Origin of the sequence: Haloparvum alkalitolerans, from assembly GCF_050122995.1 — an archaeon.
Taxonomy (GTDB): domain Archaea; phylum Halobacteriota; class Halobacteria; order Halobacteriales; family Haloferacaceae; genus Haloparvum; species Haloparvum alkalitolerans.
On record NZ_JBNLIA010000002.1, the window covers coordinates 1 to 15,586 of the forward strand.

Annotated in this window: 17 protein-coding genes; 6 read left to right on the forward strand and 11 right to left on the reverse strand. The window is 71.2% G+C overall.

Annotation, left to right across the window (positions count from 1 at the left end):
• Positions 1-185 precede the first annotated feature (185 nt).
• The 4 genes from ACQE3L_RS01890 to ACQE3L_RS01905 form a co-directional block, all read right to left on the reverse strand.
• Entirely contained in the window at positions 186-842 is a 657-nt protein-coding gene (locus tag ACQE3L_RS01890) for a DUF7546 family protein (protein ID WP_426962405.1), read from the reverse strand.
• Between the two features lie 37 nt (positions 843-879).
• Positions 880-2,307 carry a heme o synthase gene (locus tag ACQE3L_RS01895; RefSeq protein WP_426962107.1) on the reverse strand — a complete coding sequence of 476 codons (1,428 nt, stop codon included), beginning with the start codon at positions 2,305-2,307 and terminating at the stop codon, positions 880-882.
• A gap of 116 nt (positions 2,308-2,423) precedes the next feature.
• Entirely contained in the window at positions 2,424-2,858 is a 435-nt protein-coding gene (locus tag ACQE3L_RS01900) for an FAD synthase family protein (protein WP_426962108.1), read from the reverse strand.
• A complete protein-coding gene (locus ACQE3L_RS01905; protein ID WP_058365316.1) occupies positions 2,855-3,379 on the reverse strand; it encodes a JAB/MPN domain protein-containing protein in 525 nt (174 codons plus the stop codon). The genes ACQE3L_RS01900 and ACQE3L_RS01905 overlap by 4 nt, the downstream gene beginning before the upstream one ends.
• 151 nt (positions 3,380-3,530) lie before the next feature.
• On the opposite strand from ACQE3L_RS01905, the gene han reads away from it, so the two are divergent.
• Positions 3,531-5,504: a Hef-associated nuclease gene (gene han, locus ACQE3L_RS01910; RefSeq protein ID WP_426962109.1), complete on the forward strand. Its 1,974-nt coding sequence runs from the start codon at positions 3,531-3,533 to the stop codon at positions 5,502-5,504.
• An 88-nt stretch (positions 5,505-5,592) separates the two neighbouring features.
• On the opposite strand, the gene ACQE3L_RS01915 is transcribed toward han, so the two are convergent.
• From ACQE3L_RS01915 to ACQE3L_RS01925, 3 genes are all read right to left on the reverse strand, one after another.
• Positions 5,593-7,344 (reverse strand): phospholipase D-like domain-containing protein, encoded by a 1,752-nt coding sequence (locus ACQE3L_RS01915; RefSeq protein ID WP_426962110.1) that lies wholly within the window; start codon positions 7,342-7,344, stop codon positions 5,593-5,595.
• A 145-nt stretch (positions 7,345-7,489) separates the two neighbouring features.
• Complete coding sequence (locus ACQE3L_RS01920; protein ID WP_426962111.1) at positions 7,490-8,836, reverse strand: HEAT repeat domain-containing protein; 1,347 nt, start codon at positions 8,834-8,836, stop codon at positions 7,490-7,492.
• An 82-nt stretch (positions 8,837-8,918) separates the two neighbouring features.
• A complete protein-coding gene (locus ACQE3L_RS01925; RefSeq protein ID WP_426962112.1) occupies positions 8,919-9,137 on the reverse strand; it encodes a hypothetical protein in 219 nt (72 codons plus the stop codon).
• Between the two features lie 82 nt (positions 9,138-9,219).
• Between ACQE3L_RS01925 and ACQE3L_RS01930 the strand changes: the two genes are divergently transcribed.
• Both ACQE3L_RS01930 and dpsA read left to right on the forward strand, forming a co-directional pair.
• A complete protein-coding gene (locus ACQE3L_RS01930) occupies positions 9,220-10,047 on the forward strand; it encodes a carbon-nitrogen hydrolase family protein (protein WP_426962113.1) in 828 nt (275 codons plus the stop codon).
• Positions 10,048-10,151: 104 nt separating this feature from the next.
• Positions 10,152-10,700 carry a DNA starvation/stationary phase protection protein DpsA gene (dpsA, locus tag ACQE3L_RS01935; protein WP_058365320.1) on the forward strand — a complete coding sequence of 183 codons (549 nt, stop codon included), beginning with the start codon at positions 10,152-10,154 and terminating at the stop codon, positions 10,698-10,700.
• A 100-nt stretch (positions 10,701-10,800) separates the two neighbouring features.
• Here dpsA and ACQE3L_RS01940 read toward each other — a convergent pair whose 3' ends face one another.
• The 3 genes from ACQE3L_RS01940 to ACQE3L_RS01950 form a co-directional block, all read right to left on the reverse strand.
• On the reverse strand, positions 10,801-11,190 hold the full coding sequence (locus ACQE3L_RS01940) for a type II toxin-antitoxin system VapC family toxin (RefSeq protein ID WP_426962114.1): 390 nt from the start codon (positions 11,188-11,190) through the stop codon (positions 10,801-10,803).
• Position 11,191: 1 nt separating this feature from the next.
• Positions 11,192-11,344 (reverse strand): hypothetical protein, encoded by a 153-nt coding sequence (locus tag ACQE3L_RS01945; protein ID WP_426962115.1) that lies wholly within the window; start codon positions 11,342-11,344, stop codon positions 11,192-11,194.
• A gap of 154 nt (positions 11,345-11,498) precedes the next feature.
• Entirely contained in the window at positions 11,499-11,660 is a 162-nt protein-coding gene (locus tag ACQE3L_RS01950) for a DUF7331 family protein (RefSeq protein WP_426962116.1), read from the reverse strand.
• 172 nt (positions 11,661-11,832) lie between these two features.
• Between ACQE3L_RS01950 and ACQE3L_RS01955 the strand changes: the two genes are divergently transcribed.
• Together ACQE3L_RS01955 and ACQE3L_RS01960 are read left to right on the forward strand one after the other, a co-directional pair.
• Complete coding sequence (locus ACQE3L_RS01955; RefSeq protein WP_426962117.1) at positions 11,833-12,915, forward strand: NADH:flavin oxidoreductase/NADH oxidase; 1,083 nt, start codon at positions 11,833-11,835, stop codon at positions 12,913-12,915.
• Positions 12,916-13,056: 141 nt separating this feature from the next.
• Positions 13,057-14,316 (forward strand): GNAT family N-acetyltransferase, encoded by a 1,260-nt coding sequence (locus ACQE3L_RS01960; RefSeq protein WP_426962118.1) that lies wholly within the window; start codon positions 13,057-13,059, stop codon positions 14,314-14,316.
• Between the two features lie 69 nt (positions 14,317-14,385).
• On the opposite strand, the gene ACQE3L_RS01965 is transcribed toward ACQE3L_RS01960, so the two are convergent.
• Entirely contained in the window at positions 14,386-14,892 is a 507-nt protein-coding gene (locus ACQE3L_RS01965; protein ID WP_426962119.1) for a DUF7549 family protein, read from the reverse strand.
• A gap of 218 nt (positions 14,893-15,110) precedes the next feature.
• Between ACQE3L_RS01965 and ACQE3L_RS01970 the strand changes: the two genes are divergently transcribed.
• A complete protein-coding gene (locus tag ACQE3L_RS01970) occupies positions 15,111-15,572 on the forward strand; it encodes a DUF5793 family protein (protein ID WP_426962120.1) in 462 nt (153 codons plus the stop codon).
• Positions 15,573-15,586 lie beyond the last annotated feature (14 nt).

Here is a 15,586-nt window from a genome sequence, read left to right on the forward strand (position 1 = left end):
TGTCCCTGTGTCGGGCTATTTCTGTCCCTGTGTCGGGCTATTTCTGTCCCTGTGTCGGGCTATTTCTGTCCCTGTGTCGGGCTATTTCTGTCCCTGTGTCGGGCTATTTCTGTCCCTGTGTCGGGCTATTTCTGTCCCTGTGCCGGGCTATTTCTGTCCCGGCCGTGGTCGCCTTGTCTAGCCGACTACCGGAAGCCCGGCCGCCAGTACAGCAGCGCGACCGTGACCAGGAACACCGCGGTCGAGGCGCCGTAGGAGGCGTCGAGCGCGGTCGCGGCGACGATCCCCGTCCCGCCGAGGAACGACGAGACCAGCGCGGCGACGATGGGGAGGGTACAGGAGACGCAGGAGAACAGCCCCACCACGCCCGCGACGACCGAACCGGACGCCTCCAGTGCCGTGATGTACAGCAGGTACGCGAGCGCGGTGTAGCCCACCAGGTACGCCGGCATCACCACGATCGTCAGGTACTCGGTGGCCCACACCAGGGCCGGCCCCCATCCCGGCGGGAGCCACGCGATCCGGAGGTCGACGAAGTCGGGCGGGACGCCGATGCCGACCATCCCGCCGAAGAAGGCCAACAGCGCGAAGTAGCCGGCGGCGACCGCGAGCGCGCGCCGTCGCGTCTCGAAGTCGTAGCCAGCGGGCGGCCGCACCCGCCACAGCACCAGCGCGCCGACGTTCACCCACGTCAGCCCGTAGAGGATGTACCGCGGCGCGGTGATCGTCGCGTTCGAGAAGGCGGCGTACAGCACCACGAACAACAGCTCCGCGTTGAGCACGACGGCCGCGATCAGGAGCGTCCGGAGGTCGACCGGCCCGTCGTCGAGGCGTGCGCGCAGCGACGCGAGCGGCGCCGCGGAGTCGCGTCCCGCCACGTCAGACCACCAGCGAGTCGAGGACCACGGCCAGAAGCAGCAGGCCGAGGTAGGCGTTCGAGGCGTGGAACGCGCGGAAGGCGGCCGTCTCGCTCCGCTCGTAGTGGAGGCGGACGACCGCCCAGAGGAACACCGCGCCGAGCGCCACGCCCGTGCCGACGTACAACAGGCCGAGCGCGTCCGCGGTCGCGGCGAGCACCGCGGCCGCGACGTAGGTCGCGCCGAGGTACCAGAGGATGTGGCGGTGCGTCGCCGTCTCGCCGCGGACCACCGGCATCATCGGGAAGCCGCCGGCCTCGTAGTCGTCGCGGTAGGCTAACGCGAGGTTGTAGAAGTGTGCCGGCGTCCACAGGAAGATGAGCGCCGCGAGCAGCAGCCCGCCGCCGCCCACCTCGCCGGTCACCGCCGCCCAGCCGATCAGCGCCGGGAGCGCGCCGGCCGCCCCGCCGATCACCGTGTTCTGGACCGTGTTCGGCTTCAACAGGAGCGTGTAGACGACGCTGTAGAACAGGATCGCCAGCAGGCCGAGCGCGGCCGCCAGCGGGTTTATCGACCAGAACAGGCCGACGGAGACGGCGGTCAGCGTCAGGCCGAACGCCACGGCGTTCCGGACCGGCACGAGGTCGACCGCAAGCGGGCGGTCCGAGGTACGCTGCATCTTGCGGTCCACGTCGCGCTCGAGGACGTGGTTGAACGTCCCCGAGGCGCCGATGGCCAGCGAACCGGCGACGAGCGTCGTCGCCACCGTGCGGACGGTGAATCCGGGGCCGCCAGCCAGCGCCATCGCGGCCGCGGCAACCAGACAGAGCAGCCACATCAGCCGCGGCTTCATCAGGCGGAAGTACGCGGCCGCGGTCGCCTTCGCGCGCGGCCACGGCTCCGTCGGGACCGCGGCCGGCGTTCCGGGACCGTCGTCGCCCGCGTGGTCCTGTACGTCATCGAAGTTAGGTTCGAGGTCCGCTTCGGTCATCGCGGGATCGTCGTCGGGGTCGCCCGTCTCCGCCTCCAACCACCACGCCAGCGCGGCGAGGAGGCCGCCGAAGATGACGACCCCCGCCAGCAGGTGGACCGCGGAGACGACCGCGGAGGCGCCCTCGACCGCGACGACGGCGCCGAGGGCAACCTGCGCGGGGTACAGCAGGACGGCGACCGCGAGGGCGGCGCGGACGCGGCGGCGCTCGTCGCCGAGCCAGGCGGCCGCGGCGGCCGCGACGACGAGCGCGCCGACGACCGCCGCGACGGCGCGGTGGCCGAGCGCGACCCAGCCGGCGGCCTCCGCGGGAAGCGCCCAGCCGGACCCGCAGGCCGGCCACGCGCCGCAGGCGGCGGCCGCGTCCGTGACGGCCGTCGTCGCCCCCACCACGAGCAGCAGGTAGACGCCCATCGCGGCGGCGGCGAGGAGGCCGGGGAACCGATCGGGGACAGTCACTGTCGGGGGTTGGGAACCGCTCCATATAGGTTCCGCGCTTCCTCCCGGCGCGCTGGAAGGGACCGTTCGGGGGCCGAGGCTCGCGGACGGTGCGGGAGGGGACGACCGCCGGTCGGCTACTCCGCGCCGCGCCGCTTCAGGATCCGGTCGACGATCCGACCGGTCGAGAGGAGCTCGCCCTCGTAGGCCGGATCGCGGGGGCTTGCGCGCGCGACCTCGCAGTCGATCCCGCGGTCGTCGAGCGCGGCCGCGATGGCGTCCTCGTCGTGGTGCTGGTCGTAGCCCAAGACGATCACGTCGGGGTCGATCTCCGCGACCGGGACGAAGATGTCCGACTCGTGGCCGAGACGGGCCTCGTCGACGACCTCGAGGGCGGCGACCATGTCGCGGCGCTGGCGGTCCGGCAGGACCGGCGGCTCCTTGTGGGTCACGTTGGCGCCGCGGGCGACGATGACGTACAGTTCGTCGCCGCGGGCGGCGGCGTCGGAGAGGTAGTGGACGTGGCCGGGATGGAGGATGTCGAAGGTCCCCTGCGCGAGCACCCGCGTCATCGGAACCACGAGAGGATACCGCCGCGGTCGTCCTCGCGCTCCTCGCGCAGCTCGGCGTCGATGTCCGCCTGCGTGAAGTCGAAGAAGGCGTCGTCGGGCAGTTCCACGTCGAGCACGTCCAGCGTCGTGGGGTCGCCCTCGTTGTCGAACGCCTTCCAGTCGCCCCAGCCGTAGGGCGCGCCGACGATGACGTGGACCTCGCCCTGTCCGAACGTCGCGAGGTCGGCGTCGCTCGGGTGGAGGGCGCCGTTGGGGTGGGAGTGGACCGACCCCACGGCGCGGGCGTCGTTCGGCTTCATGTTCGTCCGCACGGTGGCGCTCACGGGGCTCGACTCCGTGCCGGGGATGACGAGCACGTCGGTGATCACCTGTCCGTCCCGGTCGAGGCCGAGCGTGCGGGCGTCCTCCGCGCGGAGGAAGCCCATGTACTCGTTGGGGTGGGTGTCCTCGCACGCTTCGAGCACGAACTCCATCGTTTCCCGGGCGATCCCGAGGAGTTCGCTCGACCGGAACAGGCGCATGCGTGGACGTGGGTCGGCGCTCCTTACAAGGGTTCCGGAAGGGCCGACCGCGCCGCCCTCGGTCGGACTCCCCGACGAACCGACCGTTCCCCGGACGAGCCGCGAAAGCGATATAAAAAGCTTAACACCGGCCGCCGACCTACTTCGCTACATGACCGACAACTCCGCCGGGTGTTCCGGCGTGCGGGACGATTCGAGTCCCGCGGTTCGAGCCGACGGCGGCGAGGCGACGACGGATGCGGCAGAGAACGAGGCGCCGGAGAACGGCGAACACGTCGTCCACGACCTCGCCCCCGACTGCACGCTGACCGACGTGGAGACGGGCGCGTACTACCTCGCCGAGGTGAACGGCGTGGTCGACTACGGGGTCTTCGTCGACGTCTCCGAGGCGGTCTCGGGGCTGGTCCACGAGTCCTCGCTCGACGGCGATTACGCGGTCGGCGACGAGCTCGTCGTCGAGCTGACCGAAGTGAAGGAGAACGGCGACGTGGCCTTCGACGACGTCGACCTCGACGACTACCACACGGTCGCGGTCGCCCACGAGCCGACGATCACCCGCGTCCGCGGGCTCACCGCCGGCGACGAGGTCACCGTCGAGGGCGAGGTCGTGCAGGCCAAACAGACCGGCGGCCCGACGATATTCGCGGTCGCGGACGGCACCGGGATCGTCTCCTGTGCCGCCTTCGAGGAGGCGGGCGTCCGCGCGTACCCCGAGATCGAGGTCGGGCAGATGGTCCACGTCGCGGGCACCGTCGAGACGCGCGAGGACGCGATCCAGATCGAGGTCGACTCGCTGACGGGACTCGAGGGCGACCGCCGCGAGGAGGCCCGCGAGCGGTTCGAGGAGGCGCTCGACGAGCGCGCCGCCCCGGCCGACGTCGAGCCGCTCGTGGAGTGGGAGGCGTTCGAGCCGATCCACGAGGAGCTCCGCGAGGTCGCGCGGCTGCTCCGCCGCACGGTGCTCTCGGGTCGCCCCATCCGCGTGCGCCACCACGCGGACGGCGACGGCATGTGCGCCGCCATCCCGGTCCAGCTCGCGTTAGAGACGTTCGTCAGCGAGGTCCACGAGGACACCGACGCGCCGCGGCACCTGTTCAAGCGCCTGCCGAGCAAGGCCCCCTTCTACGAGATGGAGGACGTGACGCGCGACCTCAACTTCGCGCTGGAGGGGCAGGCCCGCCACGGCCAGAAGCTCCCGTTCCTGCTGATGTTGGACAACGGCTCCACCGAGGAGGACGTGCCCGCCTACGAGAACCTCGCGCACTACGACATCCCCATCGCCGTCGTCGACCACCACCACCCGGACCCGGAGGCGGTCGACCCCCTGCTTGACGCCCACGTCAACCCCTACACGCACGGCGAGGACTACCGCGTCACGACGGGCATGATGTGCGTCGAACTCGCCCGCCTCATCGACCCCTCGCTCACCGAGGAGCTCGAACACGTCCCCGCGGTCGCCGGGCTCTCGGACCGCTCGAAGGCCGAGGCGATGGACGACTACGTCGACCTGGCCGCCGAGGCGGGCTACGACCGCGACGACCTGCTGGACATCGGCGAGGCGCTCGACTACGCCGCCCACTGGCTCCGCTACTCCGAGGGCAAGACGCTCGTCAACGACGTGCTCAACGTCGGCTGCGACGACGAGGCCCGCCACGCGGAGCTGGTCGACTTCCTCGCGGAGCGCGCCGAACGCGACGTCGAAGAACAGCTCGACGCGGTCGAGGAACACGTCGAACACGAGCGGCTCGCGTCGGGAGCGCACCTCTACCGCATCGACCTCGACGAGTACGCCCACCGGTTCACCTACCCCGCGCCGGGCAAGACCACCGGCGAACTGCACGACACGAAGGTGCAGGAGACCGGCGACCCCGTCATCACCATCGGCTACGGGCCGGACTTCTCCGTCCTCCGCTCGGACGGCGTCCGCCTCGACATCCCGAACATGGTGACCGAGCTGAACGAGGAGCTGCCCGAGGCCGGCGTCTCGGGCGGCGGCCACCTCGTCGTCGGTTCGATCAAGTTCGTGAAGGGGCGCCGCCAACCCGTGATCGAGGCGCTCGTCGAGAAGATGGCCGACGCGGAGATCGACGAGGCGCTGTCGAGCACCATCGTCGGCGACGAGTAGGACGGTCGGACCCCGCGGTCCCGCCGCTATTTTTGTCCCGGTCGCGGCCGGTGGTTTTCTGTCCCGGTCGCGGCCGACTGGTCCTCGGTCAGCGGTCCGCGAACCGGACTCGCCGCCGCGCCAGCGTCCCCGCACCGCAGAGCGCGACGAGGACGCCCCCGAGCAGGGCGACCGGGAGCCGACGCGTTCCGCCGCTGGCGTCGGCCGCGATCACCTGCGCGAGGAAGTCGGCGACCGCCGGGTGTTCGACGGCGACGAGCACCTCGCGGTTGCGACCGGCCGCCGCGTCGTTCCAGTTGAGGCTCCCGATGACGGCGGTGTCGTCGATCACCAGTCCCTTCGCGTGGAGTTTGGCGTAGCGGCCGCGCCCGTCCGCCACGCCGGCGGCGACCCCCCGATCCGCGGAGAGGTGCTCGGCGAGCGCCGCGTTCTCCTCGCGGTCGTACCACGCGCCCGAGAGCAGCAGTCGCGTCTCGACGCCGCGGTCGGTCGCCCGGCCGAGCGCGCGGACGATCCGCTGGTCCCTGCCGCCGGTCCGCGGGACGACGCCGAGCACGCGCTCGTCGGCCGCATCGACCCTGGCGACGACGCGGTCCTCGGCGTTGCCCGGCGCAGTCAGCACCTCAATGCGGGCGTCCGCGAACGTCGCCGGGTCGAAGCGTGCCGGGTACGATCCCGACGCCGGGCCGTCCCCGTGGAAGCTCGCGTTCGCGGCGAACCGCCCCCACGGCCGCGCGTCGACCGCGGTGGCGTCGCGCTCGAATAGCGCCGCGAGTTCGTCCGCGGTTTTGCGGTCCCGGAGCGTGACGCCCCAGCCGCGGCTCCCGGCTCCGCCGGTGCCCGCGGGCTTCCAGTTCTCGGTCAACACCACTGCCCGGTCGTCGGCGACGGCGTACTTGGCGTGATGGAACGCGAACCGCGTCCGGGGACCGTCGAGGACCCGAACCTCGACGCCCGCGGCCGCGAGCCTGTCGAGGTGCGGTTCGCTCGCGGCGGGGAAGCCGCCCACGGGGGACCCCTCGAGCAGCAACCGGGCGTCGGCGCCGCGCTCCGCGGCCGCCACCAGCGCGTCCGTCACGCGCGCCGAGTCGAAGGTGTACGCCGCGACGTAGAGGCGGTCCTCGGCGTCAACAAGCGGGGCGACCGGCTCCTCGGGGGCGTCGGGGAGCACGAACGCCGTTCCGTTCGTCGACCCGGTCGAGACCGGCTCGCGCGGCCGGAATCCGTAGGGTCGCCAACCCGGATCGTCGGGATCGCTCGGCTCGGCATGCGCGCTCGCGGCCGCGTGGTCGGCGTCCGAACGCGACCACGACCGGTTCCAGACCGCGGCCTCGCGGGCGCGCTCGTAGGCGACCGCGTCCACGGTCTCCGTGCCGTGCCTGAGGGCGATCCGGTCGCCGGCGGCGGACAGCGGGAACGGCTCCGGAAGCCGATAGACGCGGCGGTCGACGTGGTCGCTCGCGATGGCCGGCTCACGCGAGAGCGCGACGCGGCCGGTCACGCCCGCCGGGAGCGGCGTCTCGTGGTAGCCGTCCGAGAGGCTCCAGTTGCCGGGGCGTGGAAGGTCGACGATCAGGTACTCGCCGGCGTTCCCGTCCGCGACCGGGTTCGGATAGAGCTCGCGGACGGTCGCCGTCTCGGGCGCGGCGGGCGCGCCGGCTGCTGCAGGGGATTCCTGACGAGGCTCCGCGGCGCCCGGTGCGGTGGCTCCGCCGGTCGCGAGCAGGGTCGCGACCAGCACCGCGACGGCAGCGGCCACGCGCAGCGCCGCGGCTCCCCGGGCGCGGTCGGGCGCGGAGTCGGGACGCTCGAACCGCTCGCTCTCGTCCGGCAGACGCACGGGGGGTCTGGCGCGGCTTCGTTCAAAAGGGCCCGGGTCGGAAACGCGACGGAGAGGGATCGTAGCCGGGTGAAGGGAACGGAAGGGAAGAGAGGTGAGAAAACGGACGGAAAGATGAGAGGAATCGCGCGGGGTTCGGCGCCGCTCAGGCCGGCTGTGCGGCCTCGTCGAGCGCGTCGGCGGCCTTCTCGGCCTCCGTCTGGACGATGAAGACGCGTTCGTCGGCGTACTCCGCGGCGGCCTCCAGCGCCTCGCGGGTGCCGATCTGGCGGAGCGCCCACGCGGCCGCGGCGCGCACGTCGTCGGAGTCGTCCTCGGCGAGCGCGTCCGCGAGGGGGTCGACCGCGCGCGCGTCCCCGATGAGCCCGAGCGCGCGGGCGGCGTACGGGCGGACGTTGTCGTCCTCCATCTCCAGCTTGTTCGCGAGCGGCTGGACCGCCTCCGCGGCCCCGATCTCGCCGAGCGCCTTGAACGTCACCTTCTGGAGCTGCGGGTTGGAGTCCTCGTCGACGTACTCGACGAGCGTCTCCGTCGCCTCCTCGGCGGCCATCTTGCCGAGGATGCGGATCGCGGGCTGGTCGCGCTTCCCGGCGCGGTCGAGCATCTGGTCGACGGCCTCCTCGGTGGCGGCGCGCTTGCCCATCCGCTGGAGCGACTCCAGACAGTGCCGCTCCATGAACTCGGACTGCAGCGAGTTCAGCGCCAGCAGCACCATGTCCGTGTTGCCCTCGCGCTCGTGGACCTTCAGCGCCGACCACTCCGGCGGGTAGTCCTTGTAGTGGCCGAGCACGTCGTAGTAGCCCTGCGCCATCAGCTGCTCGTTCGTCTCCAGGTCGTCCCACTCCTCGGCCTCGTCGAGCCCGGCTTCGAGGGCGTCCGTCGCCTCGACGAGGGCCGCGATCGTCTCCGCATCGTCGTCGGGGTCGAGGTCGGCGTCGTCGACCGCCTCCGCGAGCGAGTCGAGCGCGAGCGTCAGCGCCTCGACCTCGTCGTCCTCGAGTTCGACCTCCACGCCGAGCTCGTCGCCGACGGTCGCCGCGAACGCCTCGACCGCGTCGGCGGCGTCACCGAGGCCGTCCGCGGTCCACTCGGTGCTCTCGACCGTCTCGACCGCCGCCTCGACGTCCGCGACCACGTCCTCGGCGTAGGGGCCGCGGGCGTCCTCGAGGTCGCTCCGGAGGTCCTCGACGCGCGACTCCAGGTCGGCGCGCGGGTCCTCGGCGTCCTCGTCGTCCTCGTCCGGCTCGGGGAGGTCCGCCTCCTCGATACCGGCCTCGGCGTCGTCGATCAGCGCCTCGACGTCGTCGAGGTCCGCCTCGGTCTCCGCCTCGTCGAGTCGTTCGGCGATCTCGTCGAGGTACTCGTTCAGGGACTCTTCGGTGACCTCGTCGGGGAGCGCCGGGGCGGTCGCCTCCTCGGCGTCCGCGTCCGCAGCGCCGTCCTCCGCCGCCTCCTCGGGCGCGTCGGCCGCCTCGTCGTCGCCGTTGCTCATATGCTCGATTCTCCGTGCGAAGCCCATAAGGACGTTTCCCTTCGCCCGCGCGACCGGGCGTGACCGAGAACACGACCGCATCTCACAGCGCTCCCCAGTACGCCTGTATCCGGGCGTAGACCGCGCCGACACCGTCCTCGGCGATCCACGCCTCCGCCTCGGCGGGGGTCAGCGAGAAGGTCGCGGCGGCCTCCGCGGCCACCCATTCTCGGTCGAGAGCCTCCGGGTCCACGTCGAGCCCGTCGGTCGATGCTGCGCCCTCGAACAGCTCGTCGCGCGTCGGTGGGTCCACCGTGGTCATTCGATCCGCTCCGTGGGCTCCATCGTGTCCGTCCGGACCGCCGGTCGCCAACGATTAAGCCCTGCCGGCCGACGTCGAGCGCATGACTGCGTCCGCGGATGCGACCGACGACGCCGTCGTCGCCGTCCCCCAGACCGACGTCGACGACCTCGACCCCGAGTCGAACCGCCGGCGGATCGCCGACCGCGTCGCGGCGCTCCCTGCCGACGTCGACCTCGCCGTGTTCCCGGAGTACGCGCTCACGGGATTCGTCCCCGACGAGCGCGTCCACGAGGCGGCGCTGGAGCGGGAAACCGCGGTCCACTGGCTCCGCGAGGTCGCACGCGAGGAAGGGACCGCCCTCGTCGCGGGCTTTCTGGAGCGGGACACGGACGGGCGGACGTACAACGCGGTCGCGCACGTCCCGCCGGCGAGCACGAGGGACTCCGCCGGCGATGCGGCCGGCGACGCGGCCGACGAGACGGCGGTCTACCGCAAGCGGCACCTCCGGGGCGCGGAGGCGGACCTGTTGACCGCGGGCGAGGAGCGCGTCGTCGTCGAGACCGCCGCCGGCGCGACCGCGCTGTTGACCTGCTACGACCTGAATTTCGTCGCGGAGAGCGCGGCGCTGACCGAGGAGCGCGTCGACGCGCTCGCGGTGCCGGCCGCGTGGCCCGCCGCCTACTCCGAGAACTGGCGCCTGCTCCTGCGCGCTCGCGCGCTCGACGGCGTCCGGTGGGTGGTCGGCGCCGGGCGGACCGGTTCCCGCGACGTGGCGGGCGCGCCCGCGACCGAGTACGCGGGCCGCTCCGCGGTCGTCCGCCCGGACGGCGTCGTCCACCGCTCGCTCGCGCGCGGCGAGCGCGACCTCGTGGCGACGCTGGACGAGGACCTCCTCCGCGAACAGCGCGCGTTCGTCGGGTCGGTCTGATGCGCCACTGTTTCCGCTTTTCTGAAACAGAAGTTTCTGAACCGCGAACTTCTCTTTCGTAGTAAGGAATCTTTAAGTGCAATGCCGCCGAACGATGAAACGTCATGAGCACCCAGAAGCACGCACGCCAGCAGTACGGCGACGTCGAGGAGAGCGAGGCCCTGCGCATCCCCGAGGAGAAGGCCGAGCAGCTGATCGACGCGCTCAACTCCGACCTCGCGTCGACGTACGTCCTCTACCACCAGATCAAGAAGCACCACTGGATCGTCGAGGGCGCGGAGTTCCACGACCTGCACGTCTACCTCGGCGAGGTCGCCGCGGACCTCGAAGAGGGCGCGGACGTGCTCGCGGAGCGCGCGCAGGCGCTCGGCGGCGTCCCCCTCTCCGGCGGCGCCAACTTCGAGGAGCACGCGACGGTGACCCCCGAGGACAAGGACGCCTACGACATCCGCACCTCGCTGGAGCACGACCTCGAGATGTTCGGCGACATCACGGAGTCGCTGCGCGAGCACATCCGCCTCGCCAACAACCTCGGCGACTACAACACCGAGGAGCAGCTCCGCGAGATCCTCGAGGACGTCGAGGAACACGGCCACCACATCGAGCACTACCTCGAGGACGACACGCTCGTCACCGAGGGCTCGATGGAGTAGGGGGTACCGTTCCGAGACGCGTCCGGCCGCGGTCGAACGCTCGCGTTTTCGACGCGTTCCTCGACAGTTCTTCGAACTTTTGACGGTCGTCCCCGGGCGATCAGAGGACTGTTTCGGGAGCGACCGCGTCGTGTTCCAACAGTTCGCTGTCGAACGTCACGAGCGTGAGGTCGTTCCGCTTCGCCAGAGTGGCGATGATCGCGTCCATCGTGTACAGCCAGGTTTCGTTCTGGTAGTTGTTCGCCGCCATCATGTCGCCGGCATCGGGGATCAACAGTCCAACCGTCCCGGGAATCTTGGCGACGATCTCTCGGACGCGGTCCGCTTCCTGACGCTTCTTTTTCACCAACACGGACCGGAGTTCCATGAGGTTCAGAATCGTCGTATAGAGCTCGTGCTCGGAGTCAAGCAATTCGGTCGCGATCTCTCCGCGCCCCGGTTCATCGACCAAGTTCGAGACAAAAATATTCGTGTCGACCAGCAGCTCCATCCTACTGCTCTCGGAGTTCGCGAACAGCTTTCACGGAGTCCACCTCGACATCGGCGAATTCACCACGAAGTGCCGTCCCGAGCGGCACGTCGTCGTCCACCTCCTCCACGTCGACGCCGAACAACTCCGCCAGATCGGTCGCGCGTATGCTCATATGCCACCTTACGAGATGGCGTGCAATAAGCCCACCTGCTACCGATGAACGTTCTCGCGTACCGATACTCACGGGGACCCCACTCCGTGGTTTCAGGCCGATCACGTCAAGGAAAATTCAAGACCCATGCTCCGAAGCCGGAGCGAAAACGGAATCACTCGTCGAGATCGACGGTGTAGTCCGTCGCTATCCAGCCGTCGGGGTTGTCCCGCTCGGAGAAGACCGTCCGGTCGGGACTGGTGCAGGCGGTAGTGATCTCCGGCAGTTCCTCGTCGCGGTCCTCGGAGTCCGTCGTCGGTGCGTCCGCGGTCGGCATTACCGGTGGCTCGGGGAGGGACGGACATATAGGTTTTGGTGTGCCTAAACCCTCGGCGCTCAGAACGACCCATCCGGGATCGGCGGCTGTGCCCCCGCCGCCGGCTCCACGATACGGGCAATCGGCGAGGCGGATCGCAGGGCCTTACGTCGTGGCCCTCGTCTCCCCCACCATGACCGACTCGCTGTTCTCCCCGATGACGATCCGGGACACGGAGATCCGCAACCGCGTGATGATGTCGCCGATGTGTCAGTACTCCGCCGAGGAGGGGCTCGCCACCGACTGGCACCGCGTCCACCTCGGCTCGCGGGCCGTCGGCGGCGCGGGGCTGGTGATGGCCGAGGCGACCGCGGTCGAGCCCCGCGGCCGGATTACGCCGGAGGACCTCGGCATCTGGTCGGACGAGCACGCCGAGGCGCTGGCCCCCATCGCGGAGTTCGTCGCCGAGCAGGGCGCCACGCCCGCGATCCAGCTCGCCCACGCCGGCCGGAAGGCGTCCACGACGCGGCCGTGGGACGAGGGCGGCCCGCTCCAGCCCGATGAGGGCGGCTGGGAGACCATCGCGCCGAGCGACGTGCCGTACCCCTTCGAGAACCCGCCGAAGACGCGGCGGATGACGAAGGGGGACATCGACGACGTGATCGAGGCGTTCGCCGACGCGGCCGAGCGCGCGCTCGACGCCGGCTTCGAGGTCGCCGAGGTCCACGCCGCCCACGGCTACCTCCTCCACGAGTTCCTCTCGCCGGTCGCCAACGAGCGCGACGACGAGTACGGCGGCAGCTTCGAGAACCGCACCCGGCTCGTCCGCGAGGTCGTCGAGGCGGTCCGCGAGGTCTGGCCCGACGACAAGCCGGTGTTCGTCCGCATTTCCGGGACCGACTGGATCGACGACCGCCCCTCGTGGGACCGCGAGCAGTCCGCGCGGCTCGGGCCCCTCCTTATCGAGGCCGGCGCCGACCTGATCGACGTCTCCTCGGGCGGCATCCACCGCGACCAGGACCTCCCGCACGCCGGCCCGAACTACCAGGTGCCGCTCGCCGAGGCCGTCCGCCGCGAGGGCGAGGTCCCCGTCGCCGCGGTCGGCAAGATCACCGAACCCGAACAGGCCGACGCGCTCGTGCGCAACGACCGTGCGGACCTGGTCGCGCTCGGCCGCGAACTCCTGCGGAACCCCTACTGGACGCTGGAGGCCGCCCACGAACTCGGCGTCGACGTCGAGTGGCCGCCGCAGTACCGCCGCGGCCGGTTCGAGTAGCTCGCCCGGCCCGTCGTCGGCCTCGTGCTCCCGCGAGCCGCCGTCGCCTCCGCGTCGCCTCCGCGTCGCCTCCGCGCCGCCTTTTGCCACGCCCTCCCACGGTTCGGGAACCCTTTTGTGTCCGACCCTCGCCATCCGCGTATGGTCGAGTACCGTCCATTCCCCGAGTCGCGCGAGGACGAGTTCCGCGCGTTCACCCGGTACGCCTTCTCGCCCGAACGCGGTCCCTACGACCCCGAAGAAGCGGACGAGCGGGAGTCCCTCGCCGCCGGTCGCGGGCTGTTCGACGGCGACGAACCGCTCGCGGTCTGTGGCCACCACGAGTTCGACCTCCGGATCCGCGGGGCCGACCGGCGCGTCGCCGGCCTCTCGGCGGTCGCGTGCCCGCCCGAGCACCGCCGCCGCGGGCTGGTTCGGCACCTCCTCCGCGAGTCGCTGGCCGAACACCGCGACGACGGCATCGCCGTCTCCGCGCTGTGGCCCTTCGAGTACGGCTTCTACCGGCGGTTCGGCTGGGCGACCGCGAGCCGGTACACCCACCTGATCGCTCCGCCGGAGGAGCTGTCGTTCGCGGTCGAGGCGATCGACCCCGACGCCGGCCGGTTCCGACGGTTGGGCCCCGACGACCACGCCGCGGTCGCGAAACTGTTGGAGCGGGTCGCGGAGCGCTACGACCTCACGATGGCGCGCTCCGCGGCGTGGTGGGAACACCGGAGCCTCCGCAGTTGGCAGACGGACCCGTTCGTCTACGGCTACGAGCGCGACGGGGAGCTCCGCGGGCTGCTCTCGTACACCTTCTCCGAGGGCGAGGGGAAAAACGAGCGCACGATGACCGTCTCGGACGCCATCGCGGTCGACGAGACCGCGTGGCTCCACCTGCTCCGGTTCTGTCGCAACCACGACTCGCAGGCCGGCGAGGTCCGGATCCGCGCGCCGCCGGACGCGGACGTGCTCGACCGCGTCGACGACCCGCGAGCGGTCACGCAGGCCGAGAAGACCGGGCCGATGGTCAGGCTGGTCGACGTGCCCGACGCGCTCGAGCGCCTGCCGTCGCCGGAGGGCCGAGAGGGGTCGTCCGCCGGGCCCGTCGATCCCTTCGTCCTCGCGGTCGAGGATCCGCTCGTCCCGTGGAACGAGGGCCGGTTCACGGTCCGGACCGACGCGGCGGGCGGCGAGGTGACGGCGACGCCGACCGACGAATCGGGGGCCGGGGACGCGGCCGAGGACGCCGGCTCGCTACCCACCGTCGCGGTCGACGTGGGGACGCTCTCGCAGCTCTACGTGGGCTACCTGTCGGTCGGGGAGGCGACGCGGCTCGACCGGCTCGATCCGGGGACGGCGCGGCCGGCGCTGGAGCGGCTGTTCCCGCCGCGGCCGACGTTCCTCCGCGAGGGCTTTTGAGCGGCCGCGGGCGTCGCTCCGGGAGCAGCCACTCCGCGGTTCAGATCCGCATATCCAGAACACCCCCGGTCAGCGGCGCTCGACGCGGAGCAGCGTGCCGCCGATGACGGCGAGCAGCAGCGCGCCGATGGGGAGGGGGATCCCGGGGATCCCGCGCGTCACGAGCAGGTAGGTGGCGACGAGCAGCACCGCGCCGGCCGCCGTCAGCAGCGCGCCGATGGCGCGGACCGGGTCGACCGGCCCGGACTCGACGTACTCCTCCTCGAGGTAGTAGGCGATCGAGACGAGGACCGCGGCCCCGATCAGCGCGGCGCCGGCCGCCCACGTCAGGTACGCGCCGTAGACGACCTGGCCGCTCTGGTTGGTCACCGCCTCGGCGATGGACAAAAGGAAAAAGCTCCGTCCGCCCACGTCGAAGCCGAGCAGGTACTGCACCTCGGCGAAGGGAAAGCGGAGGTAGAACAGGTAGCCCGGCACCTGCTCGCTCGCCACGGTGACGTTCCAGGGGATCAGCGCGGCGAGCCACGCGGACAGCACCGCGAGTTCGCCCGCGTACTCGGATCGGACCCAGACCATACCGGACCCGCTCCCGGCGTCGTCTTAAAAGTCTCCGTCCGGAGCGCGTGGTCGCGGGGGTTCCCGCCGGAGTCGTGGCCGCGACAGGGGTGTCCGTCGCAGCGGTGCCCGTCGCGGTGCTGCCCGTCGCAGCGATGCCCGTCGCAGCCGTGGTCGGCGGCAGACCCTCGCGCCGGCGTTACGTTCATACCCGCGCACGTCCAAGAGTCAGGTACCTGATGCGGCGGGACTATTTCGATCTGTCGGTGGAGCGCGTCGAGGGGGCTGTCGACCCCGGAAAGCCGCTGGTGCGCATCGACTTCCACGGCCCCGAGGGACTCCTTCGCGACCGGCTCTCGGACGTGGAGGGCGACCTGCTCGCGGCCGAGGAGACCGACGTGGCGTTCCGGCTCCAGGACTCACTGGGCGACCCGGACCCGGCCGGCGTCGTCGCCGTGACGAACCGCGTCACCGGCGACTTCGTGCTCGAACTCAACGAGGACGCCGACGACGTGCTCGACTTCATCGGCGCCGCCCGGGCGTACGGCGACGCCGCCGACGACGACGGCGGCTACCGCGTGATCATCACCGTCGACGGCGAGGAGCTCGTCACCTACGACAAGCGCACGCTCCTCGTGTACGACGCCGAGGGGAACCTGCTCCGCTCCGAGAGCCTGATCCCGTCCGGCGTCGAGCTGTAGCTCGGCTCACACGT